Genomic DNA, 19,350 nt, shown 5'->3' with positions numbered 1-19,350 from the left:
TCTATTTCCAGTAGTAAGGAATCCTTTTATGCAACGTCCCAGCGGCCGCACTCCAGGCCAATTACGCCCCATCCGTATCACCCGTCATTACACCAAACACGCCGAAGGCTCGGTATTGGTGGAGTTTGGCGATACCAAAGTGATCTGCACCGCGAGCGTGGTCAATTCGGTACCGCCTTTTTTGCGCGGGCAAGGACAAGGGTGGTTGACCGCGGAATACGGCATGTTGCCCCGCTCTACCGGCACCCGGATGGATCGCGAAGCTGCGCGCGGCAAGCAGCAGGGGCGCACCGTGGAAATCCAGCGCTTGATCGGTCGCTCATTACGTGCGGCGGTTGATCTGGCAGCCTTGGGTGAAAACACCATACACATCGATTGTGACGTTATTCAGGCAGATGGCGGTACCCGCACGGCCTCCATCACCGGTGCCTGGGTCGCCTTGGCCGATGCGATTAGCTTCCTCAAAGCCCAAGGCAAAGTCACCGGTGAACCGCTCAAGCGCGCGATTGCTTCTATTTCTGTAGGGATTTATCAAGGCGTACCGGTATTGGATTTGGACTACCCCGAGGATTCATCGGCCGATACCGATATGAATGTCGTAATGGGTGATGACGGCGGCATTATTGAAATTCAGGGCACCGCGGAAGCAGAGCCTTTTACGGAAGCCGAATTTGCGGCGATGTTAGGTCTGGCTAAACAGGGAATCGCGCAATTGCATGAGTTGCAAAAGCAGGCGTTACTTGGCGATGAGAAATAAATTTCTTAATACTGGCCAGCCCGGCTTTCATCCATTGCGAAAAATTTGCATTGTTATACGCGGGCTAAAATTTGCCGTGCTATCTGATTTTTCTGTTGCTTACAAACTTGTTTTATCAATTGTTGTACTGGCTGCTTGTATCGCTTTCAGGGATTGGATCGATGTGGCTGCAGTATTAATAGCAACGGCGGTCATGATAATTGCTGAAATATTGAATACGGCAATAGAGGCGCTATGTGATTTTATTGAGCCTGAGAAAAACCCGCGTATAGGGATGATCAAAGACATCGCCGCGGCAGCTGTGGGTATCAGTATTTTGTTGTGGCTAATTGTATTGGTGGTAGAGTCTTACGCGGTCGTGAATCATCTGATCGTTTAGTAAACGCAACTCAATAACTCGAGGCATTTGGATGAAAGAACAACATGAAATCAAGTTGTTAAAGGTACTAGATCGCATCATCCACAATTGTGCGCTGGCGATTGCCTGCATTATGGTGCTTGTTATTGCATGGGGTGTTGCCGATATTCTTTATGTACTCTATCAGCGCTTGATGGCACCACCATTTTTGCTGCTTGAAATCAAAGATATTTTTGCGACCTTCGGTGCTTTCATGGCCGTGTTGATTGCGATTGAGATCTATCATAACCTGATTTTGTACACCAAAGGCGATCACAATCCTCGGCTAGCTGTAGAAATCGTACTTGCAACCGCATTGATGGCAGCAGCGCGTAAAGTGATTATTTTTGATTTTAATGAAATGGATGCATCTTACATTTACGCAACTGCCGCCGTAATCTTTGCACTGGGAGTGGCGTATTACATAATTGTCATTATGCCGCGTAAAAAATCTGACGAACTAAATGAATAACCGACTTAGAATGCAACAAAAAAGGCGCGTTAGCGCCTTTTTTGTTATCAGTAGATCGTTGTCTATTCAATCGTATGCCGAGCTATTCCGCTGGAATTAAACCCAAATTACGCACGATCTGCGCAGTGGGTTCGGTTTGGTTCATGGTGTAAAAGTGCAAGCCGGGGGCACCGTTTTCCAACAGGGTTTCGCACAATTCGGATACCAGTTCTACGCCGAATGCTTTCAAGCTGGCTTCATCATCACCATAATTTTCCAGCGCTTTACGCAACCAACGCGGAATTTCTGCACCGCAGGCATCGGAAAAGCGCGTTAAATTTTTGTAGTTGATAATGGGCATAATACCGGGATAAATCGGTTGGGTAATTCCGGCCTTCTGGCATTGGTCGATAAAGAAAAAATACGAGTCCGGATTAAAGAAATATTGCGTGATTGCACTATTGGCACCCGCGTCAAATTTTCCTTTCAGGTAGCGCACATCATCGCTATAGCTTTTGGCTTGCGGATGAATTTCCGGATAGGCAGCAACCTCCAGTTGGAAATGTGCACCAAAATGTTTGCGGATAAATGCCACCAGCTCATTTGCGTAAACCAGCTGAAAACCACCGCCAACACCGGATGGAATATCGCCACGCAACGCGACTATTCGATCAACGCCTGCGTTTTTGTATTCCTGCAATAAAGTGAGAATTGTCTCTTCATCATCACCACCAAACGACAAATGCGGCGCAGTGCTGACACCATCAGAGGTAAATTTTGTTACCAGCCCTTTGGTATTGTCGCGCGTAGAGCCGCCCGCTCCATAGGTAACGGAAAAGAAATCCGGATTAAAAAAATTCAAGTCATCGCGCACTTTAATTAGCTTTTCTTTTCCTTCCGGTGTTTTGGGCGGGAAAAATTCAAAGCTCAGACGCAGTTGTGAGTCGTTCATAATTTTACCTTTACGATTTTCCCTCACCCCAACCCTCTCCCGGAGGGAGAGGGAGCATGTTCAACTTAAGAATAAATTGGTCTTAAGTGGCACGTACAGTTCCTTCTCCCTCCGGGAGAGGGTTAGGGTGAGGGAAACAAAATTAATACTTATAAGAATCCGGCTTAAATGGCCCTTCAATTTCCACACCAATATATTCGGCTTGGTGGGAAGTCAGTTTGGTGATCACGCCACCGAAACCTTCCACCATATCGCGCGCGACTTCTTCATCAAGTTTCTTCGGCAGCACACGCACATAAATATGTTCTGCTTTTTGTTCGGCTGGTAAGTCAGCAAATTTACGCTCGTACAAATACATTTGTGCGAGTACTTGGTTGGCGAAAGAGCCATCCATGATGCGCGATGGGTGACCGGTTGCGTTGCCTAAATTCACCAGGCGACCTTCGGATAAAATAATCAAATGGTTGTTGGTGGCTTTATCGCGATACACTTTGTGCACCTGCGGTTTGATCTCTTCCCACTCCCAATTTTTGCGCATAAATGCGGTATCGATTTCACTGTCGAAGTGACCGATGTTGCATACCACTGCGCCATTTTTTAATGCGCGCAGCATGGCGGAATCACACACATTGACGTTGCCGGTTGTGGTGACAACCAAATCAGTGGTGCCCAATACAATGTGATTGATGTCTTCGTATTTGCCGGTGTTGATGCCATTGTTGTATGGCGATACCACTTCAAAACCGTCCATGCAGGCTTGCATTGCACAGATAGGATCAATTTCAGTAATTTTTACGATCATGCCTTCCTGACGCAATGATGCGGCAGAACCTTTACCTACATCGCCGTAACCCACGACCAATGCTTTTTTGCCCATCAGCAAATGGTCGGTGCCGCGCTTGATGGCATCGCTCAAGCTGTGACGGCAGCCGTATTTGTTGTCGTTTTTACTTTTGGTTACGGCATCGTTTACGTTGATGGCTGGCACTTTCAATGTGCCCTTCTTCATCATTTCAACCAAGCGGTGCACACCGGTGGTGGTCTCTTCAGAAATGCCGTGGATTTTGTCGAGCATGTGCGGATATTTTTCGTGCACGATTTGGGTAACATCGCCGCCGTCATCAAGAATCATATTGGCATCCCAAGGTTTGCCATCTTTGTTGATGGTCTGCTCTATGCACCACCAGAATTCTTCTTCGGTTTCGCCTTTCCACGCAAATACGGGAATACCGGCAGCAGCGATCGCAGCGGCAGCGTGATCTTGCGTCGAAAAAATATTGCACGATGACCAACGCACTTCTGCACCGAGATCCACCAATGTTTCAATTAACACTGCGGTTTGAATGGTCATGTGGATGCAACCAATAATTTTAGCATCCGCCAATGGTTTGCTCGCTGCATATTTGCGGCGCAGCGCCATCAATGCAGGCATTTCACCTTCGGCGATTTCAATTTCTTTGCGGCCCCAATTAGCGAGGGACATATCGGCAACTTTGTAGTCGGTGAAGCTCATAATAATTTTCCTAAAATGAATTCTGTGTTTTTTTCCCCTCACCCAGCCTCTCCCGGAGGGAGAGGAGCGGAGAGTGCTAAATTCGTAGTGCGTGCTTTTAACCCCCTCTCCCTCTGGGAGAGGGCTGGGGTGAGGGTCTTAAAGCGCTTTCTTCAATGCATCTGCCTTATCGGTTTTTTCCCAAGTGAAATCGGGTAGCTCTCTACCAAAATGACCATATGCTGCAGTCTGGCGATAAATCGGGCGTTTTAAATCCAGCATTTGGATCAAACCGCGTGGACGCAAATCAAAATGTTCACGCACCAGTTTGACGATTTCAGCATCCGACAATTTTCCGGTGCCAAAGGTGTTGATAGAAATTGAAGTCGGTTCAGCAACACCAATCGCGTAGCTCACCTGAATTTCACATTTATCAGCCAAGCCTGCCGCAACAATATTTTTTGCCACGTAACGGCCTGCGTAAGCGGCAGAGCGATCTACTTTTGATGGATCTTTACCAGAGAATGCACCGCCGCCGTGACGTGCCATGCCGCCGTAAGAATCCACAATAATTTTGCGGCCAGTCAAACCGCAATCGCCCACTGGGCCGCCAATAATAAATTGGCCGGTCGGGTTGATATGGTATTGCGTATCTTTGTGTAGCCATTCAGCAGGCAATACATTTTTGATAATCAATTCGCGCACGGCTTCGCGAATTTCTGCTTGCTGCACACTCGGGCTGTGTTGGGTGGAAAGTACAACGGCATCGATTGCCACCGGCTTACCGTTTTCGTAACGCAAAGTCACCTGACTTTTTGCGTCGGGGCGCAACCAGGGCAATTCACCGCTCTTGCGCAATTGTGCTTGTTTTTCTACCAAGCGGTGCGCGTAAAAAATTGGTGCTGGCATCAATACGGAGGTTTCATTGGTGGCGTAACCAAACATCAAACCCTGGTCACCTGCACCCAAATCTTTTTCATCGCCTTCATCAACACCCATGGCGATATCGGCCGATTGTTTGCCGATTGCATTTAATACTGCGCAGCTTGCGCCATCAAAACCAACATCGCTGGAGTTGTAGCCGATATCCAGAATTACTTGGCGAATCAAATCTTCCAAGTCAACGTAAGTGGATGTGCGCACTTCACCGGCGACAATTGCCATGCCGGTTTTTACCAATGTCTCTACTGCAACGCGCGCATTGGGGTCATCTTTCAAAATAGCATCGAGCACAGCATCGGAAATCTGGTCCGCCATTTTATCGGGATGGCCTTCAGAAACTGACTCGGACGTAAAGACGGAATATTCGGACATGGTTTTTTCCTTTACATAATTTCGAAAATAAAAAAATCGGGTAGCCCGTATGGAGTGAAACGTAATACGGGTTTTAGTGTTACATCATCGGTGTTCCCGTATTTCGCTAGGCTCCATACGGGCTACGTAACCCACGGTTAAAAAATTGTTGGTTTAAAAATTCGTTGGTTTAAAAAATTGGCGCAATTGAATTTGGAAACCGTTGCGCAGTGCAAAATACACACTTTGACCTTCATCTAATTTTGCCGCTTGTGCCCAGCGCGAAAAATCCTGTGGATCAAACCCTTGCCACAAATCACCGCAAGCGTCACGCGCCCAGGCTTGTTCGTGGCGACACAAATCGCAAACCAACAGCGCGCCGCCGGGTGCGAGAGCATTACTTAAATCCTGAAAAATATCGGCAGGCGATGGTGTGTGGTGCAGAACCATATTTACCAAGATGCAATCGGCCAATATTTTATGGCCGAGCAAGCTCTGTGTGTCGCCGTGGATGAATTCGATATTGCGCAGATTTTTTTCGCTCGCAAATGCACGCGCTTTGTCGAGCATATTGGCGGCATTATCGAGTGCAATTACGTGATTAAACTGTTGCGCGATCACCGCTAAGAATTCACCTTCACCGGGGCCGATTTCCAGCGCGAGTTTTTTATCGCGCAGCGGTGTGTTGTTGAGCAATTGCGTCATCTGTTCGGCATACACCGGATAGCTGGCAATCAAATCTTGCTGCGCGCGAAATTTATCGGCGTTTTCGCTAAAAAATTGCTGCGCGGCTTGGCTGCGTTCTTGCTGCAACTCGCGGATGGGCAGCAACAGGTGCTCGGCAATCGGCAAAGTATCAACAGTCGCAAACAATTGTTGCTGCAAGGCGGCGAGTGGGTGATCGGGTGCTAAATAAGCGCGGCGATAAAAAATCGAATTGGCCTCGCGCCGCGAACTGAGCAGCCCTGCATTGTTGAGCACTTTAAGATGATGGCTCATGCCTGACTGCTTTATCGAAAAAATCCGGCATAGCTCCAACACGCCAAACGAATCCTGGCTCAGCACCCGCAGTATCTCCAGGCGCAAAGGGTCGCCTGCGGCTTTAAGCAGGTTGGCGAGTGGACTGAGTGGCGTCTCCAGCTCGACCATATCGGTTAGCACAGGCAGGGACGCATCATTGTTTTGCAGGGATTGGTTCATTCTGTGGTCAACAAGTGGAAAGTGCTGTGCAGTCTAGCAGTCAGAAAAACCTATATCAAAATATTTTGATATAGGTTTTAGGCTTTTTTATGCTCAAGAACGCCGGTCGCGAGCGTTTTTGTCATTAATTCTGCCTATGAGACCGGTTATTTCTTTACGACTGGCGCTTGCTGGGCGAAAATGCCTGCCCATTTTGTCCCAGCGACGGCGGCTGGAACCCAACGACACCAAAGCCCATCAGAGGCCTGTAAATAAGTGGCATTTGCCCATTAGTGCTTTGCAACCCCGGGTGCCCTGAACCGCATAGACGGCAGTGATGCGCCCAACTACAACAGCAATCAACTTTATTTAAGGAGCCTTGAGTTTCATGCCAACTCGTCAACACCTTGCCAATGCGATCCGTATCCTGTCTATGGATGCGGTTCAGAAAGCCAACTCAGGCCACCCGGGCGCCCCAATGGGCATGGCGGATATCGCCGAAGTTCTGTGGAACGACTTTTTAAAACACAACCCGCAAAACCCCAAGTGGGCTGACCGCGACCGTTTTGTGCTGTCCAATGGCCACGGCTCTATGCTGATTTACTCGTTGCTGCACCTGAGCGGTTACGCGGTTTCCATTGAAGACCTGCAGCAGTTTCGTCAATTGCACTCCAACACCCCCGGCCACCCGGAATTGGGTTACACCCCCGGTGTTGAAACCACCACTGGCCCATTAGGTCAGGGTATTGCTAACGCCGTGGGTATGGCGCTGGCCGAAAAAGTACTGGCTGCGCAATTTAACCGCGATGGCCATGAGGTAGTCGATCACTTCACTTACTGCTTCCTCGGCGATGGCTGCATGATGGAAGGTGTTTCGCACGAAGCCTGCTCTCTGGCCGGTACTCTGGGCTTGGGCAAGTTGATTGCGTTCTACGATGACAACGGTATTTCCATCGACGGCCACGTTGAAGGCTGGTTTACCGATGACACCGCCAAGCGTTTTGAAGCTTACGGCTGGCAGGTGATCCGTTCTGTTAACGGTCACGATCCGGTAGAAATCAAAACCGCGATTGAAACCGCGCGCGCTGAAACCCAAAAGCCAACCTTGATCATCACCAAAACCATCATCGGTTTCGGTTCACCGAACAAACAAGGTTCACACGATTGCCACGGTTCACCACTCGGTTTGGAAGAAGTGGCATTGGTGCGTAAAACCCTCAACTGGGAATACGAGCCATTTGTGGTGCCTGCGGATGTATACGAAGGTTGGGATGCAAAAACCAAAGGTGCTGCGGCAGAGAAATCCTGGGGCGAAAAATTTGCAGCCTACCAAGCTGCGTATCCGGAACTCGCTGCTGAATTTGATCGCCGCGTAGTCAAAGGCGAATTGCCAGCGGACTTCGCCGCAAAAGCAGAAGCCTTTATTGCCGAAACCCAAGCCAAAGGCGAAAAAATTGCGAGCCGTAAAGCATCGCAAAATACTATCGCGGCATTTGTTGAGTGGTTGCCGGAAATCCTCGGCGGCTCTGCTGACCTCGCCGGTTCCAACCTGACGTTGGTGAAAAAATCCAAAGGCGTGGAAGCGGGCGATGCCAGCGGCAACTACGTGTACTACGGCGTGCGCGAATTCGGTATGAGCGCGATCATGAACGGTGTTTCTGCTCACGGTGGATTTATCCCTTACGGCGCAACCTTCCTGATGTTCCAACAATACGCGGCTAACGCCGTGCGTATGTCGGCGCTGATGAAATTGCGCAACGTGTTTGTTTACACCCATGACTCAATCGGTCAGGGCGAAGACGGCCCGACTCACCAACCAATCGAAGTACTTGGCACTTTGCGTTTGACTCCAAACCTGGAAACCTGGCGCCCAGCGGACAGCACTGAATCGGCTGTTGCGTGGAAAGCCGCGGTTGAGCGTAAAGATGGCCCTGCGGCATTGGTATTCAGCCGTCAAAATCTGGATTTCTTCGCGCGCACCCAAGAGCAAGTCGCCAACATCGCCAAAGGCGGTTACGTATTGGTTGATTCCGTTGGTGAGCCAGAAGCTATTTTGATCGCCACCGGTTCAGAAGTGGGTGTAACAGTGAAAGCGGCTGAAGCGTTGAAAGCCAAAGGCAAAAACGTTCGCGTTGTGTCTATGCCTTCAACTTCTGTGTTTGATCAGCAAGATGTTGCCTACAAAGAATCCGTATTGCCAATCAGCGTAGGCGCGCGCGTTGCGGTTGAAACTGCACACGCTGACTACTGGTACAAATACGTAGGCTTCGACGGTCGCATCATCGGCATGACCACCTTCGGTGAATCAGCCCCCGGCAACAAACTGCTCGAACACTTCGGCTTCACTGTCGATAATATTGTCGCCACTGTTGAAGAATTGTTGGAAGACTAAAATCTTCCGCGAAAACAAAACACCCGACTTAGATCGGGTGTTTTTTCTTAGGGATAGCAAAAGTTAAAGTTGATCCATGAAAGCAGTAAAACGATTGTCTTTATTAGTAGGTGCTCTACTTTCTTTTGCTGCATCTGCAAATTCAGTATGGCATGGCTCATATGGCTTTGATCTTGATTTGAGTGGCGGAATTCCTGATCGCTTGATGTTTGTTGAATATGTTTTGAGTATTGACGAACAGTCTTGCCTGCTAAGCATTCAAGGTTATCAAGTTTTTGAAACTATTATGTGTGACGCTAAGGATGACAAAAAAGCGCTGGGCATTTATTTCAAGTCTTATGAAGATGGTTCAGTGAAAAACGCTTACGGTGTTGAGCTTTACAAACCCGGACAGCGATTGTTTTGGTTGGATAATGAATTGGTAACTCATTGGGATGCGCTAGTGCCTGATGAGTCTGTAGCAAAACCGGGAAAATATTTTTTAAAGAAAGCTCAGTAAAATTATTGGCAATAGCTAAGAGGCTCACTATGACTGTAAAACTAATGAAAGACCAGGATCTTGCTGGTAAGCGTGTATTGATTCGTCAGGATCTGAACGTGCCCTTGGAAGATGGGCGCATTACCAGCGCGGTGCGTATTGATGCATCTATTCCTACTATTCAGGCTGCATTGGCTGCTGGTGCAAAAGTCATGGTGATGTCGCACCTCGGTCGTCCTGATGAAGGCGTTTATGATGAGGCTGCATCGCTTGCGCCGGTTGCAAAATATTTGAGCGAAAAATTAGGCCGCGCGGTTCCGCTGGTAAAAGATTGGGTGGATGGATTCTCTGACCAAGGCGATTTGGTGTTGCTCGAAAACGTTCGCTTCAATGTAGGCGAAGGCAAAAATTCTGACGAGCTGTCCAAAAAAATGGCGGCACTGTGCGATGTATTTGTAATGGATGCATTCGGTACTGCACACCGCGCGCAAGCATCCACTCACGGTGTTGCGAAATTTGCGCCCATTGCTTGTGCAGGTCCTTTGCTCGCTGCCGAGTTGGAAGCGCTGGCAAAAGTGCTCGACAATCCTGCGCGCCCATTGGTGGCAATTGTTGGTGGTTCGAAAGTGTCTACCAAACTGAGCGTGTTGGATGCGCTGTCAAAAATCGCTGACATTCTTGTAGTCGGTGGTGGCATTTCCAACACTTTCGTTGCAGCGGCAGGTAATCAAGTAGGTAATTCACTGCATGAAAAAGATTTGATTCCCGAAGCACAACGCCTGTGCAAAACCACCGAAGTGGTTTACGCGACCGACGTGCGTGTTACCAAAGAAGGTTTCAAATCATGGAACCACAACTCTGTGTGTGTAGCGAAAAAAGTTAACGAAATTCAAGCTGACGAAGAAATTATCGACTACGGTCCTGAGACTGCCGCACGCGTTGCCGAGATTATCAAAAACGCCAAAACCGTTTTGTGGAACGGCCCTTGTGGTGTATTTGAGTTTGATGCTTTTTCTAAAGGTACTGAAACTATTTCACGCGCAATTGCTGAAAGTGCTGCGTTTTCGGTTGCGGGCGGTGGCGATACCTTGGCTGCTATCGATAAATGGAATCTTGCAGACAAGATCTCTTACGTCTCTACCGGTGGTGGTGCTTTCCTGGAATTCGTGGAAGGAAAAGTATTGCCAGCAGTAGCGATTCTGGAAGAGCGCGCTAAAAACTAATTTGTTTTTTAAGCGCATAAAAAATGCCGGTGCTGAAAACAGTACCGGCATTTTTTTTGATTTTTTAATAAGTGCGAAAACGGTGTTACGCAAAGGGCTATCGTTTTTGATCCTTTTGAAACAGACGCTGTTTCTCGCGTGACCAATCGCGTTCTTTTTCGGTTTCGCGTTTATCGTGCAATTGCTTACCTTTGGCGATGGCGATTTCCAGTTTGATCAGGTGATCTTTCCAATAGAGCGCGGTGGGCACGACGGTGTAGCCTTTTTGTTCGACAGCTTCTTGCAAGCGGTTGATCTCGCGGCGGTTCAATAGCAATTTGCGCGTGCGGAACGGGTCGGTCACAAAATGCGTGGAGGCGCTCAGCAGTGGCTGGATTTGTGCGGCGAGCAGCCAGGCTTCGTTATTTTTAAAAATCACGTAGCAATCGGTAATGTTGCCTTTACCGGCGCGCAGGCTTTTCACTTCCCAACCGGTGAATGCAACGCCGGCCTCAAAACGCTCGTGCAGTTCGTAATCGAACTTGGCTTTTTTGTTGAGGGCGATGGTATTGCCTTGGTTCTTCTGTGCTTTTTTGGCCATGGGGTGCTGCTACTTCAACAAGATCAAAAACGGGCGGGCATTATATCGGCAAATTCCCGGCGCTGTCTTGATGCTGGCGGTTGGCGCGGGTTTATACGCGAGGGGCAATCTGGGTACAATTCACCTTTATGCCGTGGATCGCGCTTTACCTTTTATAAATCATGAGTGGCGCGCGGGTTTCTGGTGCAGTCTGTGCTTGGCTAATAATAATTTTCTGCAAAGACAAAAGGGGAACATCCTGTGAAGCGACTCAAGCAGCATGTGATTTGGGGGCAGCGCGGCAGTTTTATCCTGGCGGCGACGGGTTCGGCGGTGGGCTTGGGCAATATCTGGAAGTTTCCTTACATCACCGGCGAAAACGGTGGTGGCGCGTTTGTGTTGATGTACCTGCTGTGCATTTTGCTGATTGGTATTCCGATCATGATGGCGGAAATTTTGATGGGACGGCGTGCGCGCGCCAACCCGATTATCGCCACCGCCGAGTTGTGCGAGGCTGCCGGTGCCAGCAAGCTCTGGACGGGAATTGGCTGGATGGGCGCTTTGGCCGGTTTGGTGATTTTATCGTTTTACACGGTGATCGCCGGTTGGACGCTGGAATACATAGTGGCAGCCGTGAGTGGCGAATTCACCGGCTTGACCGGCGAGGCATCCAAACAACTGTTTGATGGTCTGCTGGCCGACCCGGGCAAGATGTTGCAGTGGCATACCTTGTTTACGCTGATGACGGTGGTGATTCTTGCGCTGGGTGTGACGCGCGGGTTGGAATCCTCGGTGCGGGTGATGATGCCGCTGCTGTTTGTGCTGCTGCTGGTGTTGTTGGGTTACGCGGCGGTAGAGGGCGAGTTTGCGACATCGCTGCGTTTTATGTTCAGTTTTAATCCGCAGGACATTTCCTGGGAATCGGCGCTGGTCGCCATGGGCCATTCGTTTTTCACCCTGAGTTTGGGCATGGGTGCGATTATGGCGTACGGTGCCTACATGCCGAGCAACCAGTCGGTGAGCCGCACGGTGCTGTATGTGGCGCTGCTGGATACCTTGGTTGCGCTTGTCGCGGGTGTGGCGATTTTTGCACTGGTATTTGCCACGCCGGGAATATCGCCCGGCAGCGGCCCCGGCTTGATGTTTGTGACCTTGCCGGTGGCGTTCGGCAATATGAGCGCAGGTTTGGTATTTGGCGCGATCTTTTTTGTGATGGTGATGCTCGCGGCCTGGACATCGACGATTTCGCTGTTGGAACCGGGCGTGGCTTATTTAAATGAGCGCTTCGGATTTAACCGTGTAGCGGCGAGTATATTGCTGGGGGTGGTTGCCTGGGCGATGGGGCTGGGCTCGGTATGGTCGTTTAATGACTGGTCAGCCAAGCAATTCCTGTGGGGGAAATCCTACTTTGACACCATGGACTTTATCGCCACTAACATTATGTTGCCCTTGGGTGGTGTGCTGATTGCGCTGTTCGTGGGGTGGAAGCTGCGCGACCATCACATATTGCATGAGCTTGCTTCTGAGTCGCCGCGCTTGGTGCGTTGGTGGCGGCCAGTGTTGAAATTCATTTCTCCGGTTGCGGTACTGGTGGTACTGATCAACGGGATTTTTCCGGTGCTGCGCGCCGTATTTGTGGAGTAACGGGCTTGGCTCACAGGGTGGAACGATCGGCGTTGGTAAATTATTCAGCGCAGCAAATGTTTGATCTGGTCAACGATATCGAAGCCTATCCGCAATTTATGGAGGGCTGCACCGGTGCCACTATTCTTGCGCGTGGCGACGGTTGGCTGGAAGCTCGTCTAGAGTTGAGCAAGGCCGGTGTGAGCCAGAGCTTTGTCACCCGCAACCAGTTGCAGCCGCCGCACAGCATGAGCATGGATTTGGTCGATGGGCCATTTAGCTACTTGCGCGGTGTGTGGCGTTTTAGCCCTTTGGGCGATGCCGCGTGCAAAGTCAGTTTTGAGTTGGAATTTGAGTTGCAGAACCGCTTGCTGGGTATGGCGGTAGGCAAATTGTTTGAAGGTGTCAGCAATAAACAGGTGGATGCGCTCTGCGCACGCGCCAAACAGGTTTATCGCTGAGTGTTTGTTCATGGTTTTTCGTTAGTGGAACACAGCAATGGCTGATTTTGATTTGATCACGGTGGAAGTGGCCTATGCGCTGCCGCATAAACAAAAAATTATCGCGCTTTTGGTAGAACCGGGCACTACAGCGCTTGAGGCCGTCAAGCGCTCCAAAATTGCGGATCACTTTCCCGGCTTGGACATCGCCAGTGCCAAGATGGGCATTTTTGGCCAGTCGCTCGGTACCAAGGGGTTGGAAACGGCCGATAAGCATGTGCTCCATGCTGGCGACCGCGTGGAAATCTACCGCCCACTCGCTTCTGATCCCAAAGATGCCCGCCGCAAGCGCGCCGAAAAAACCGCTACAGGCGACACGGCTCCGGACGTTTAGTCACCCTCTTGTCCAAGGCATCGTTTCCGCTGCCTTGGCCAGCTCCCGCAAAATTTTGCACTACACTGGGGTAATACTCCGCCACGTTTAGGTGGCGGGCGCGATTCATTACCCGAGAGTGTTCATGTCAGTGAATTACAAACGCTTATTCCGCTGGTTGCCCTGGGTGTCTTCCCTGGGGCTGGCCGCGGTATTTGTGTTGTTTATGCTGGCCGATTTAAACACCCATCGCCAGGTTTGGAATGAGCGTTTGGCGTGGAACGCCCAGACCCAAAGTGATTACGTCAAAGCCAGTGGCCGCGACCTGACCCAACAGGCGATGTTGCTGGCGCAGTTGATCGGGCGCGACTACCGCGTCATTGAACAAATCCGCTCTGCCCATCAGCTATTTATCAATGCCAGCAACGGCACGGGTTCCGAACAGTTGCAGGTTGCCCGCCTTGACTTGCAGCAGCTCCTGCGCGATTACTGGGACGACATGGAAGAGTTGGGCGCGGATCAGTTGAGTGTGCACTTCGCCCCCGGCGCAGTGAACTTCTTGCGCATGCACCGCCCGGATCGCTATGGCGACAGCCTCAGCGGCCTGCGTCCTATGATCACCTCTGCATTCACATCAGGTGTTCCCACCTGGGGCCTGGATGTCGCCCGCCAAGGCAGTGGTTATCGCGCCGTCTTGCCGATAATGGCGAACCCGGATCAGACCGGCGGTGTTATTGCGGTGCTGGAGGTGGGTATGTCATCCCTGCCGGCGAACGAGAGCGAGACACCTATTCAAATGGCCGTGTTCTTGCGCAAAGCCGCAGTTGAGCAGGTGCTGTGGGAACAGACCCGGCAACAGCTCCACCAACAGAGCCCCAACACGGTGGATGATTGGCGCCTGGAAGGAACGACTGACCCGCAGTTATACAGCTGGTGGTCGAGCGGCATGGTACCGATTAACCAGCGCGGCCATCTGCTTTTCAGTGAAGGCAAAACCTATGTGGCCTCCTGGTGGCCGCTGGAGCAGGCCTCGGTACCGATTGAGCAATCGGGATTGGCGATGCTGGCCTGGACGGATATCACCCCTGACTACACAACCTATACCAATATCCGCCAGCGGGTGATCGCAAAATGGATGGCGGCGATGGTGTGTGCCCAATTGTTACTGCTCGGGTTTAGCCAGCTCAATCGCCGTTACTTGCGCAATTTACTGCAGCAGCACAGCGCCCAGTTGCAAGCTGAACACGCCGTCAATGAACAGTCGCGCCAGCGCCTGGCATTGGCGCTGCGCTCCAGTGATTCGGGGTTTTGGGAGTGGGATATTGCCCACGACAAGGCCAGCTTTTCTCCCGAGTGGCGACAGCTCTGCGGCATAGGGCCGGAATCACCAACATCGCTGGATCTGGATGAATGGATGAGCCGCGTCCACCCGGCAGATAAACGCACCAGTTACAGCGACATCATCCGCCACATCAAGGGCGAGACGGCGATGTATGAAAACGAGTATCGCCTCAAAGTGCATGACGGTAGCTACAAGTGGATTCTCACCCGCGGCAAGGTGGTGGAGTGGGATGCCAAAGGCAAAGCCACCCTGATGCTGGGGGTCTATACCGATATCACCGAGCGCAAAAATACCGAGTTGATCAGTATCCGCCAGCAGGCGGCGCTGCACTCGCTCAATGAGATCGCCTCGCTCTCGGCGGTGGACCCGGATGAGCAACTGCGCCGTGCGCTGAGTTTGGGCGCGCGCTATTTGGGTTTGAGTGGCGGGGCGATCAGCCAGATCAGTGGCGATGACTACCGGGTGCACATCCAGTTTTCCGCCCAGGGACAGCACAACCTGCCCGCTTTCAGCCCGCTTGCCAAAACCTACTGTGGCCTGACGGTCAGCTTGCGCGACGTGTGGGCGGAGGACGATATTCCCGCCAGCGAATATCGCCATCACCCCGCCTATTTGTTGACCCAGATAGAAAGCTATATCGGTGCGCCTTTGTGGGTGAACGGCGAAGTGTATGGCACCCTCTGCTTTACCTCGCGCAAAACCCGCCATCACCCATACGATTCACTCGACAAAGACTTTGTGCGTTTGCTCGCGCGTTGGATCAGTTCAGTCGTCGAGCGCCTGCAACAGGACGCCGAGAAAAAAGTCATCCTGCAGCGCTTCCAGAAACTCAGCGAGCGGCTGCCGGGCTTCCTCTACCAATTCCAGTTGCGCCCTGATGGCAGCTCGTTCTTCCCCTACGCCAGCCCGGGCATCAAGAATATTTACAACGTCAACCCGGAAGATGTCGCGTTATCAGCGCACAAGGTATTCGCGGTTATCCATCCGGATGATGCGGGTTGGGTGGGTGAAAGTGTCTCTTATTCCGCCGCACACCTCACGCCCTGGGTGGCTACAGTGCGGATCAATAACCCGCAGCGCGGCATGATCTGGACCCACATCCAGTCGGTACCGGAAAAGCTGGATGACGGCAGTGTGCTCTGGAGCGGTTATGTATCGGACATTACCCCGCTCAAAGAGACCGAAATCAAACTCAAAGAGACCAACTCCCTGCGCAAAGCGATTCTGGATGCCGCCAGTATTGCGATTATCTCCACCGATAAAACCGGCCTGATCAAAACCTTCAATCAGGGGGCAGAGTTAATGCTGGGTTACAGCGCCGAGGAAATGATTGATAAACAGTCGCCTGCGATACTTCATCTACCCGAGGAAATGGTCGCCCGCGCGCACCAGCTGACCTGCGAGCTCGGTTATGAAGTCGCACCGGATTTCAATGCCTTTGTGGCCAAGGCGCGCGAAGGGGATGACGATGAACACGAATGGGTCTATGTGCGCAAAGATGGCAGCTGCCTGCCGGTTGCGTTGACGGTTGCGGTGCTGCGCGATGCTGAGGGTGAAATCAGCGGCTATTTGGGTATGGCGCGCGACATTAGTGAGCTCAAGCGCATTGACCAGATGAAAACCGAATTTATCTCCACCGTCAGCCATGAACTGCGCACCCCGCTGACGGCGATCAGTGGCGCGCTGGGGATTTTGGTCAATGGTCTGGCCGGCGCGTTGCCCGGGCAATCGGAGCGCATGATCCAGATAGCCCACAATAATTCACAGCGCCTGATTCATCTGGTTAACGATCTGCTCGATATGGAAAAACTGGTCGCGGGCAAAATGCATTTTGATATCAAACCGCAGATGTTGCTGCCGCTGATCCAGCAGAGCATTGAGGCCAATAGTGTGTTCGCCCAACAGTACGGCGTGACCTATGAGCTGCTGCCGGGCAATAGCGATATCAAAGTCACCGTGGATAACCAACGGCTCCTGCAGGTGTTGGCCAACTACCTCTCCAATGCCGCCAAATTCTCGCCCCTGAATGATGTGGTGACAGTGCAGGTAGAACCTCGCTTTGGCAGTGTGCGGGTGAGTGTGACTGACAAGGGGCCGGGGGTACCTGAGAACTTCCGCGCCCGCCTGTTCCAAAAGTTCTCCCAGGCCGACTCCTCGGATACCCGCCAGAAAGGCGGCACCGGTTTGGGCTTGGCGATCTGTAAAGAGATTATCGAGCGCATGGGCGGCAAGGTGGGGGTGGATTCAGTACCGGGCAAAGGTGCCAGTTTCTATTTTGACCTGCCCTGTGAAGATGCCACCCAGAGAATCCCGGCCAGCCGTCAGGAGCCGAGCAAGATCAAGCCGCATTTGCTGGTGGTGGAAGATGATCTTGAAACCGCCGAGGTATTGGTCACCGCACTGGCATCCCGCGATTACGATGTGGATTGCGCGACGACCGGTCAATCGGCACTGGAACACTTGCAGCTGCGCGATTACGATCTGATAACGCTGGACCTTAACCTCCCTGATATGAATGGAACGACCATTGTGGAACACATCCGCCAGCAGGAATCACTCCTGCAAGACGGAAAGCGCCTGCCGGTGATTATCATCACCGGTGCTGTGGATGAAGGCAAAAAACGGCTGCCGGAACTGGTATCACGCAGTGGCGTGTTCTGGTTGCAAAAGCCACTGGTCAACGGGCAACTGGAAGACATCATCCAACAAGCGCTGGCACAGTTGGCAACTGAACCGGCGGGAGCCGCACCATAATGAAAGCAGCCTTACCTGCGCGCGAAAATGAGCGCCTCGACTACCTGTACCATCTGGCGATCCTGGATACGCCGCGCGAGCAAAGCTTTGACGATGTTGCCCAACTGGCGGGCAGTATTTGCGCGACCCCTATCGCGATAGTGTCCATGATTGATGAGCGGCGTCAGTGGTACAAAAGCTGTGTGGGGCTGGATATAACCGAAGTTCCGCGCGAGCTGACATTTTGTGCGCACGCCATCCTTAATCCTGATGAATTAATGGTGGTGGAAGATGCCCGGCAAGACCCGCGCTTTTGCGACCATCCCATGGTAGTAGGAGAGCCCTACATCCGTTTTTATGCCGGCGCTCCCTTGGTGACGGAGAACGGTTTGGCATTGGGCACACTGTGTATTGTCGATTTCCAGCCGCGCGGGCTAAGCCAGACCCAAATCCTGACACTCAAACTATTGGCTGGGCAGGTGATGCAGCTGTTGCGGCTGCGCGAAGCCAATAACATCCTCGCGCAGGAGCGTCGCATTGCGCAGGAAAGTGAAGAGCGCCTGCAAACTATGGTCAGCAACTTTCCCGGTGCTGTCTACCGCTGCGAAAACAATACCCGCTGGAGCATGCTATTTATGAGTGCGGCGGTTGAATCCCTGACCGGGTATGCCGCAGCGGAGTTTTTGCGTGACGATGCCCTGAGCATGACCGACATCACCCACAGCGACGATGTCCCTGTTATTTATGATCTGGTGCAAGAGGCATTGGTGCAGCGCCGCTCGTTCCACCTGATTTATCGCCTACAGCACGCTGACCAGTCCTGGCGCTGGGTAGAAGAGGTCGGATGCGGTGTGTTTGATGAGCAGGGAGAGCTCAGGTTTATCGACGGGTTTATCTGGGATATTAGCGAGCGCAAACGCATAGAGCAGATGAAAAACGATTTTGTATCGGCTGTCAGTCATGAGTTGCGCACACCCTTGACCGCCATTTCCGGCTCACTGGGGCTGATCGCGAGCGGGATGTTGGGTGAGCTTCCGCCCACTATTCGCAACATGGTGGACATCGCCCATAAAAATGCTCTGCGCTTGACGCTATTGATCAATGACTTGCTCGATATGGAGAAAATTCTGGCGGGCAAAATGGAATTCAATATGGTGGAACAGGCGCTGTTGCCGATATTGGAAAATTCGCTCGAAAGCAATAAAGCCTATGCTGATACCTTTGGCATCAGGCTCGCGCTGCGTGCACCGGAGGCGGATCTGCGGGTGCGGGTTGATGCCCAGCGCCTGCAGCAGGTACTGGCCAATTTCATCTCCAATGCCGTCAAGTTTTCGCCCGCTGGTGGCCAGGTAGAGGTGGAGTTGTCGCAACAGGGTGAGTGGGCAAAAATTGCGGTTGTGGATCATGGCCCGGGCATCAGCGACGAGTTTCGCGCGCGGATTTTCCAAAAATTTTCCCAAGCGGATTCGTCGGACTCACGCCAGCGCGGCGGCACGGGGTTGGGTTTGGCGATCAGCAAATCGTTTGTGGAAAAGATGCAAGGCAAAATTGGCTTTGATTCGGAATTGGGTAAGGGAGCCACATTTTTTGCGCTGTTCCTGATTGCGGGGAATCCGTCATCGGTGCGCGCATTGCCCGCAACAGATCACTGAAGTAGTAAACATCG

The 19,350-nt window shown here is 51.7% G+C and carries 16 protein-coding genes; 11 read left to right on the top strand and 5 right to left on the bottom strand.

Annotation, left to right across the window (positions count from 1 at the left end):
• Positions 1–28: 28 nt before the first annotated feature.
• From rph to VC28_RS13885, 3 genes are read left to right on the top strand one after another with little or no spacing between them, the layout of a single operon-like run.
• Positions 29–757 (top strand): ribonuclease PH, encoded by a 729-nt coding sequence (rph, locus tag VC28_RS13895; protein WP_049631160.1) that lies wholly within the window; start codon positions 29–31, stop codon positions 755–757.
• Positions 747–1,136 carry a diacylglycerol kinase gene (locus tag VC28_RS13890; RefSeq protein WP_049631159.1) on the top strand — a complete coding sequence of 130 codons (390 nt, stop codon included), beginning with the start codon at positions 747–749 and terminating at the stop codon, positions 1,134–1,136. Before rph ends, VC28_RS13890 begins: the two co-directional genes overlap by 11 nt.
• Before the next feature lie 31 nt (positions 1,137–1,167).
• The gene (locus tag VC28_RS13885; protein ID WP_049631158.1) at positions 1,168–1,626 is read left to right on the top strand and encodes a phosphate-starvation-inducible PsiE family protein; all 459 of its coding nucleotides are present in this window, start codon (positions 1,168–1,170) and stop codon (positions 1,624–1,626) included.
• Between the two features lie 82 nt (positions 1,627–1,708).
• Here the strand turns inward: VC28_RS13885 and metF are convergent, their stop codons facing one another.
• The 4 genes from metF to VC28_RS13865 all read right to left on the bottom strand — a co-directional run bounded on the left by metF (position 1,709) and on the right by VC28_RS13865 (position 6,542).
• Complete coding sequence (metF, locus tag VC28_RS13880; RefSeq protein WP_049631157.1) at positions 1,709–2,557, bottom strand: methylenetetrahydrofolate reductase [NAD(P)H]; 849 nt, start codon at positions 2,555–2,557, stop codon at positions 1,709–1,711.
• Between the two features lie 142 nt (positions 2,558–2,699).
• Positions 2,700–4,070: an adenosylhomocysteinase gene (gene ahcY / locus VC28_RS13875; RefSeq protein WP_049631156.1), complete on the bottom strand. Its 1,371-nt coding sequence runs from the start codon at positions 4,068–4,070 to the stop codon at positions 2,700–2,702.
• Between the two features lie 138 nt (positions 4,071–4,208).
• Positions 4,209–5,363 (bottom strand): methionine adenosyltransferase, encoded by a 1,155-nt coding sequence (gene metK, locus VC28_RS13870; RefSeq protein WP_049631155.1) that lies wholly within the window; start codon positions 5,361–5,363, stop codon positions 4,209–4,211.
• Positions 5,364–5,516: 153 nt separating this feature from the next.
• A complete protein-coding gene (locus VC28_RS13865) occupies positions 5,517–6,542 on the bottom strand; it encodes an ArsR/SmtB family transcription factor (RefSeq protein ID WP_049631154.1) in 1,026 nt (341 codons plus the stop codon).
• A gap of 367 nt (positions 6,543–6,909) precedes the next feature.
• On the opposite strand from VC28_RS13865, the gene tkt reads away from it, so the two are divergent.
• From tkt to VC28_RS13850, 3 genes are all read left to right on the top strand, one after another.
• A complete protein-coding gene (tkt, locus tag VC28_RS13860) occupies positions 6,910–8,913 on the top strand; it encodes a transketolase (RefSeq protein ID WP_049631153.1) in 2,004 nt (667 codons plus the stop codon).
• Between the two features lie 76 nt (positions 8,914–8,989).
• Complete coding sequence (locus tag VC28_RS13855; protein ID WP_049631152.1) at positions 8,990–9,412, top strand: DUF5991 domain-containing protein; 423 nt, start codon at positions 8,990–8,992, stop codon at positions 9,410–9,412.
• A gap of 29 nt (positions 9,413–9,441) precedes the next feature.
• Positions 9,442–10,614 carry a phosphoglycerate kinase gene (locus VC28_RS13850; protein WP_049631151.1) on the top strand — a complete coding sequence of 391 codons (1,173 nt, stop codon included), beginning with the start codon at positions 9,442–9,444 and terminating at the stop codon, positions 10,612–10,614.
• A gap of 97 nt (positions 10,615–10,711) precedes the next feature.
• Here the strand turns inward: VC28_RS13850 and smpB are convergent, their stop codons facing one another.
• Positions 10,712–11,194 carry an SsrA-binding protein SmpB gene (gene smpB / locus VC28_RS13845; RefSeq protein ID WP_049631150.1) on the bottom strand — a complete coding sequence of 161 codons (483 nt, stop codon included), beginning with the start codon at positions 11,192–11,194 and terminating at the stop codon, positions 10,712–10,714.
• A gap of 240 nt (positions 11,195–11,434) precedes the next feature.
• Here smpB and VC28_RS13835 point away from each other — a divergent pair, with 240 nt between their 5' ends.
• From VC28_RS13835 to VC28_RS13815, 5 genes are all read left to right on the top strand, one after another.
• On the top strand, positions 11,435–12,817 hold the full coding sequence (locus tag VC28_RS13835) for a sodium-dependent transporter (protein ID WP_049631148.1): 1,383 nt from the start codon (positions 11,435–11,437) through the stop codon (positions 12,815–12,817).
• Between the two features lie 5 nt (positions 12,818–12,822).
• Positions 12,823–13,257, top strand: a complete 435-nt coding sequence (locus VC28_RS13830; protein ID WP_049631147.1) for a type II toxin-antitoxin system RatA family toxin — start codon at positions 12,823–12,825, stop codon at positions 13,255–13,257.
• Between the two features lie 37 nt (positions 13,258–13,294).
• Positions 13,295–13,630: an RnfH family protein gene (locus VC28_RS13825; RefSeq protein ID WP_049631146.1), complete on the top strand. Its 336-nt coding sequence runs from the start codon at positions 13,295–13,297 to the stop codon at positions 13,628–13,630.
• Between the two features lie 124 nt (positions 13,631–13,754).
• On the top strand, positions 13,755–17,705 hold the full coding sequence (locus VC28_RS13820) for a PAS domain S-box protein (protein ID WP_049631145.1): 3,951 nt from the start codon (positions 13,755–13,757) through the stop codon (positions 17,703–17,705).
• The gene (locus VC28_RS13815; protein ID WP_049631144.1) at positions 17,705–19,336 is read left to right on the top strand and encodes a GAF domain-containing sensor histidine kinase; all 1,632 of its coding nucleotides are present in this window, start codon (positions 17,705–17,707) and stop codon (positions 19,334–19,336) included. Before VC28_RS13820 ends, VC28_RS13815 begins: the two co-directional genes overlap by 1 nt.
• Positions 19,337–19,350 lie beyond the last annotated feature (14 nt).

The sequence above is a fragment of the Cellvibrio sp. pealriver genome (assembly GCF_001183545.1).
In the GTDB taxonomy this organism is placed as follows: Bacteria; Pseudomonadota; Gammaproteobacteria; order Pseudomonadales; family Cellvibrionaceae; genus Cellvibrio.
This window is presented reverse-complemented; position numbering and strand designations above follow the sequence as displayed.

Bases quoted from the DNA above. Each gene is read 5' to 3' on its own strand.
- rph (WP_049631160.1), top strand. From the start codon at position 29: ATGCAACGTCCCAGCGGCCGCACTCCAGGCCAATTACGCCCCATCCGT.
- VC28_RS13890 (WP_049631159.1), top strand. From the start codon at position 747: ATGAGAAATAAATTTCTTAATACTGGCCAGCCCGGCTTTCATCCATTG.
- VC28_RS13885 (WP_049631158.1), top strand. From the start codon at position 1,168: ATGAAAGAACAACATGAAATCAAGTTGTTAAAGGTACTAGATCGCATC.
- metF (WP_049631157.1), bottom strand. From the start codon at position 2,557: ATGAACGACTCACAACTGCGTCTGAGCTTTGAATTTTTCCCGCCCAAA.
- ahcY (WP_049631156.1), bottom strand. From the start codon at position 4,070: ATGAGCTTCACCGACTACAAAGTTGCCGATATGTCCCTCGCTAATTGG.
- metK (WP_049631155.1), bottom strand. From the start codon at position 5,363: ATGTCCGAATATTCCGTCTTTACGTCCGAGTCAGTTTCTGAAGGCCAT.
- VC28_RS13865 (WP_049631154.1), bottom strand. From the start codon at position 6,542: ATGAACCAATCCCTGCAAAACAATGATGCGTCCCTGCCTGTGCTAACC.
- tkt (WP_049631153.1), top strand. From the start codon at position 6,910: ATGCCAACTCGTCAACACCTTGCCAATGCGATCCGTATCCTGTCTATG.
- VC28_RS13855 (WP_049631152.1), top strand. From the start codon at position 8,990: ATGAAAGCAGTAAAACGATTGTCTTTATTAGTAGGTGCTCTACTTTCT.
- VC28_RS13850 (WP_049631151.1), top strand. From the start codon at position 9,442: ATGACTGTAAAACTAATGAAAGACCAGGATCTTGCTGGTAAGCGTGTA.
- smpB (WP_049631150.1), bottom strand. From the start codon at position 11,194: ATGGCCAAAAAAGCACAGAAGAACCAAGGCAATACCATCGCCCTCAAC.
- VC28_RS13825 (WP_049631146.1), top strand. From the start codon at position 13,295: ATGGCTGATTTTGATTTGATCACGGTGGAAGTGGCCTATGCGCTGCCG.
- VC28_RS13820 (WP_049631145.1), top strand. From the start codon at position 13,755: ATGTCAGTGAATTACAAACGCTTATTCCGCTGGTTGCCCTGGGTGTCT.
- VC28_RS13815 (WP_049631144.1), top strand. From the start codon at position 17,705: ATGAAAGCAGCCTTACCTGCGCGCGAAAATGAGCGCCTCGACTACCTG.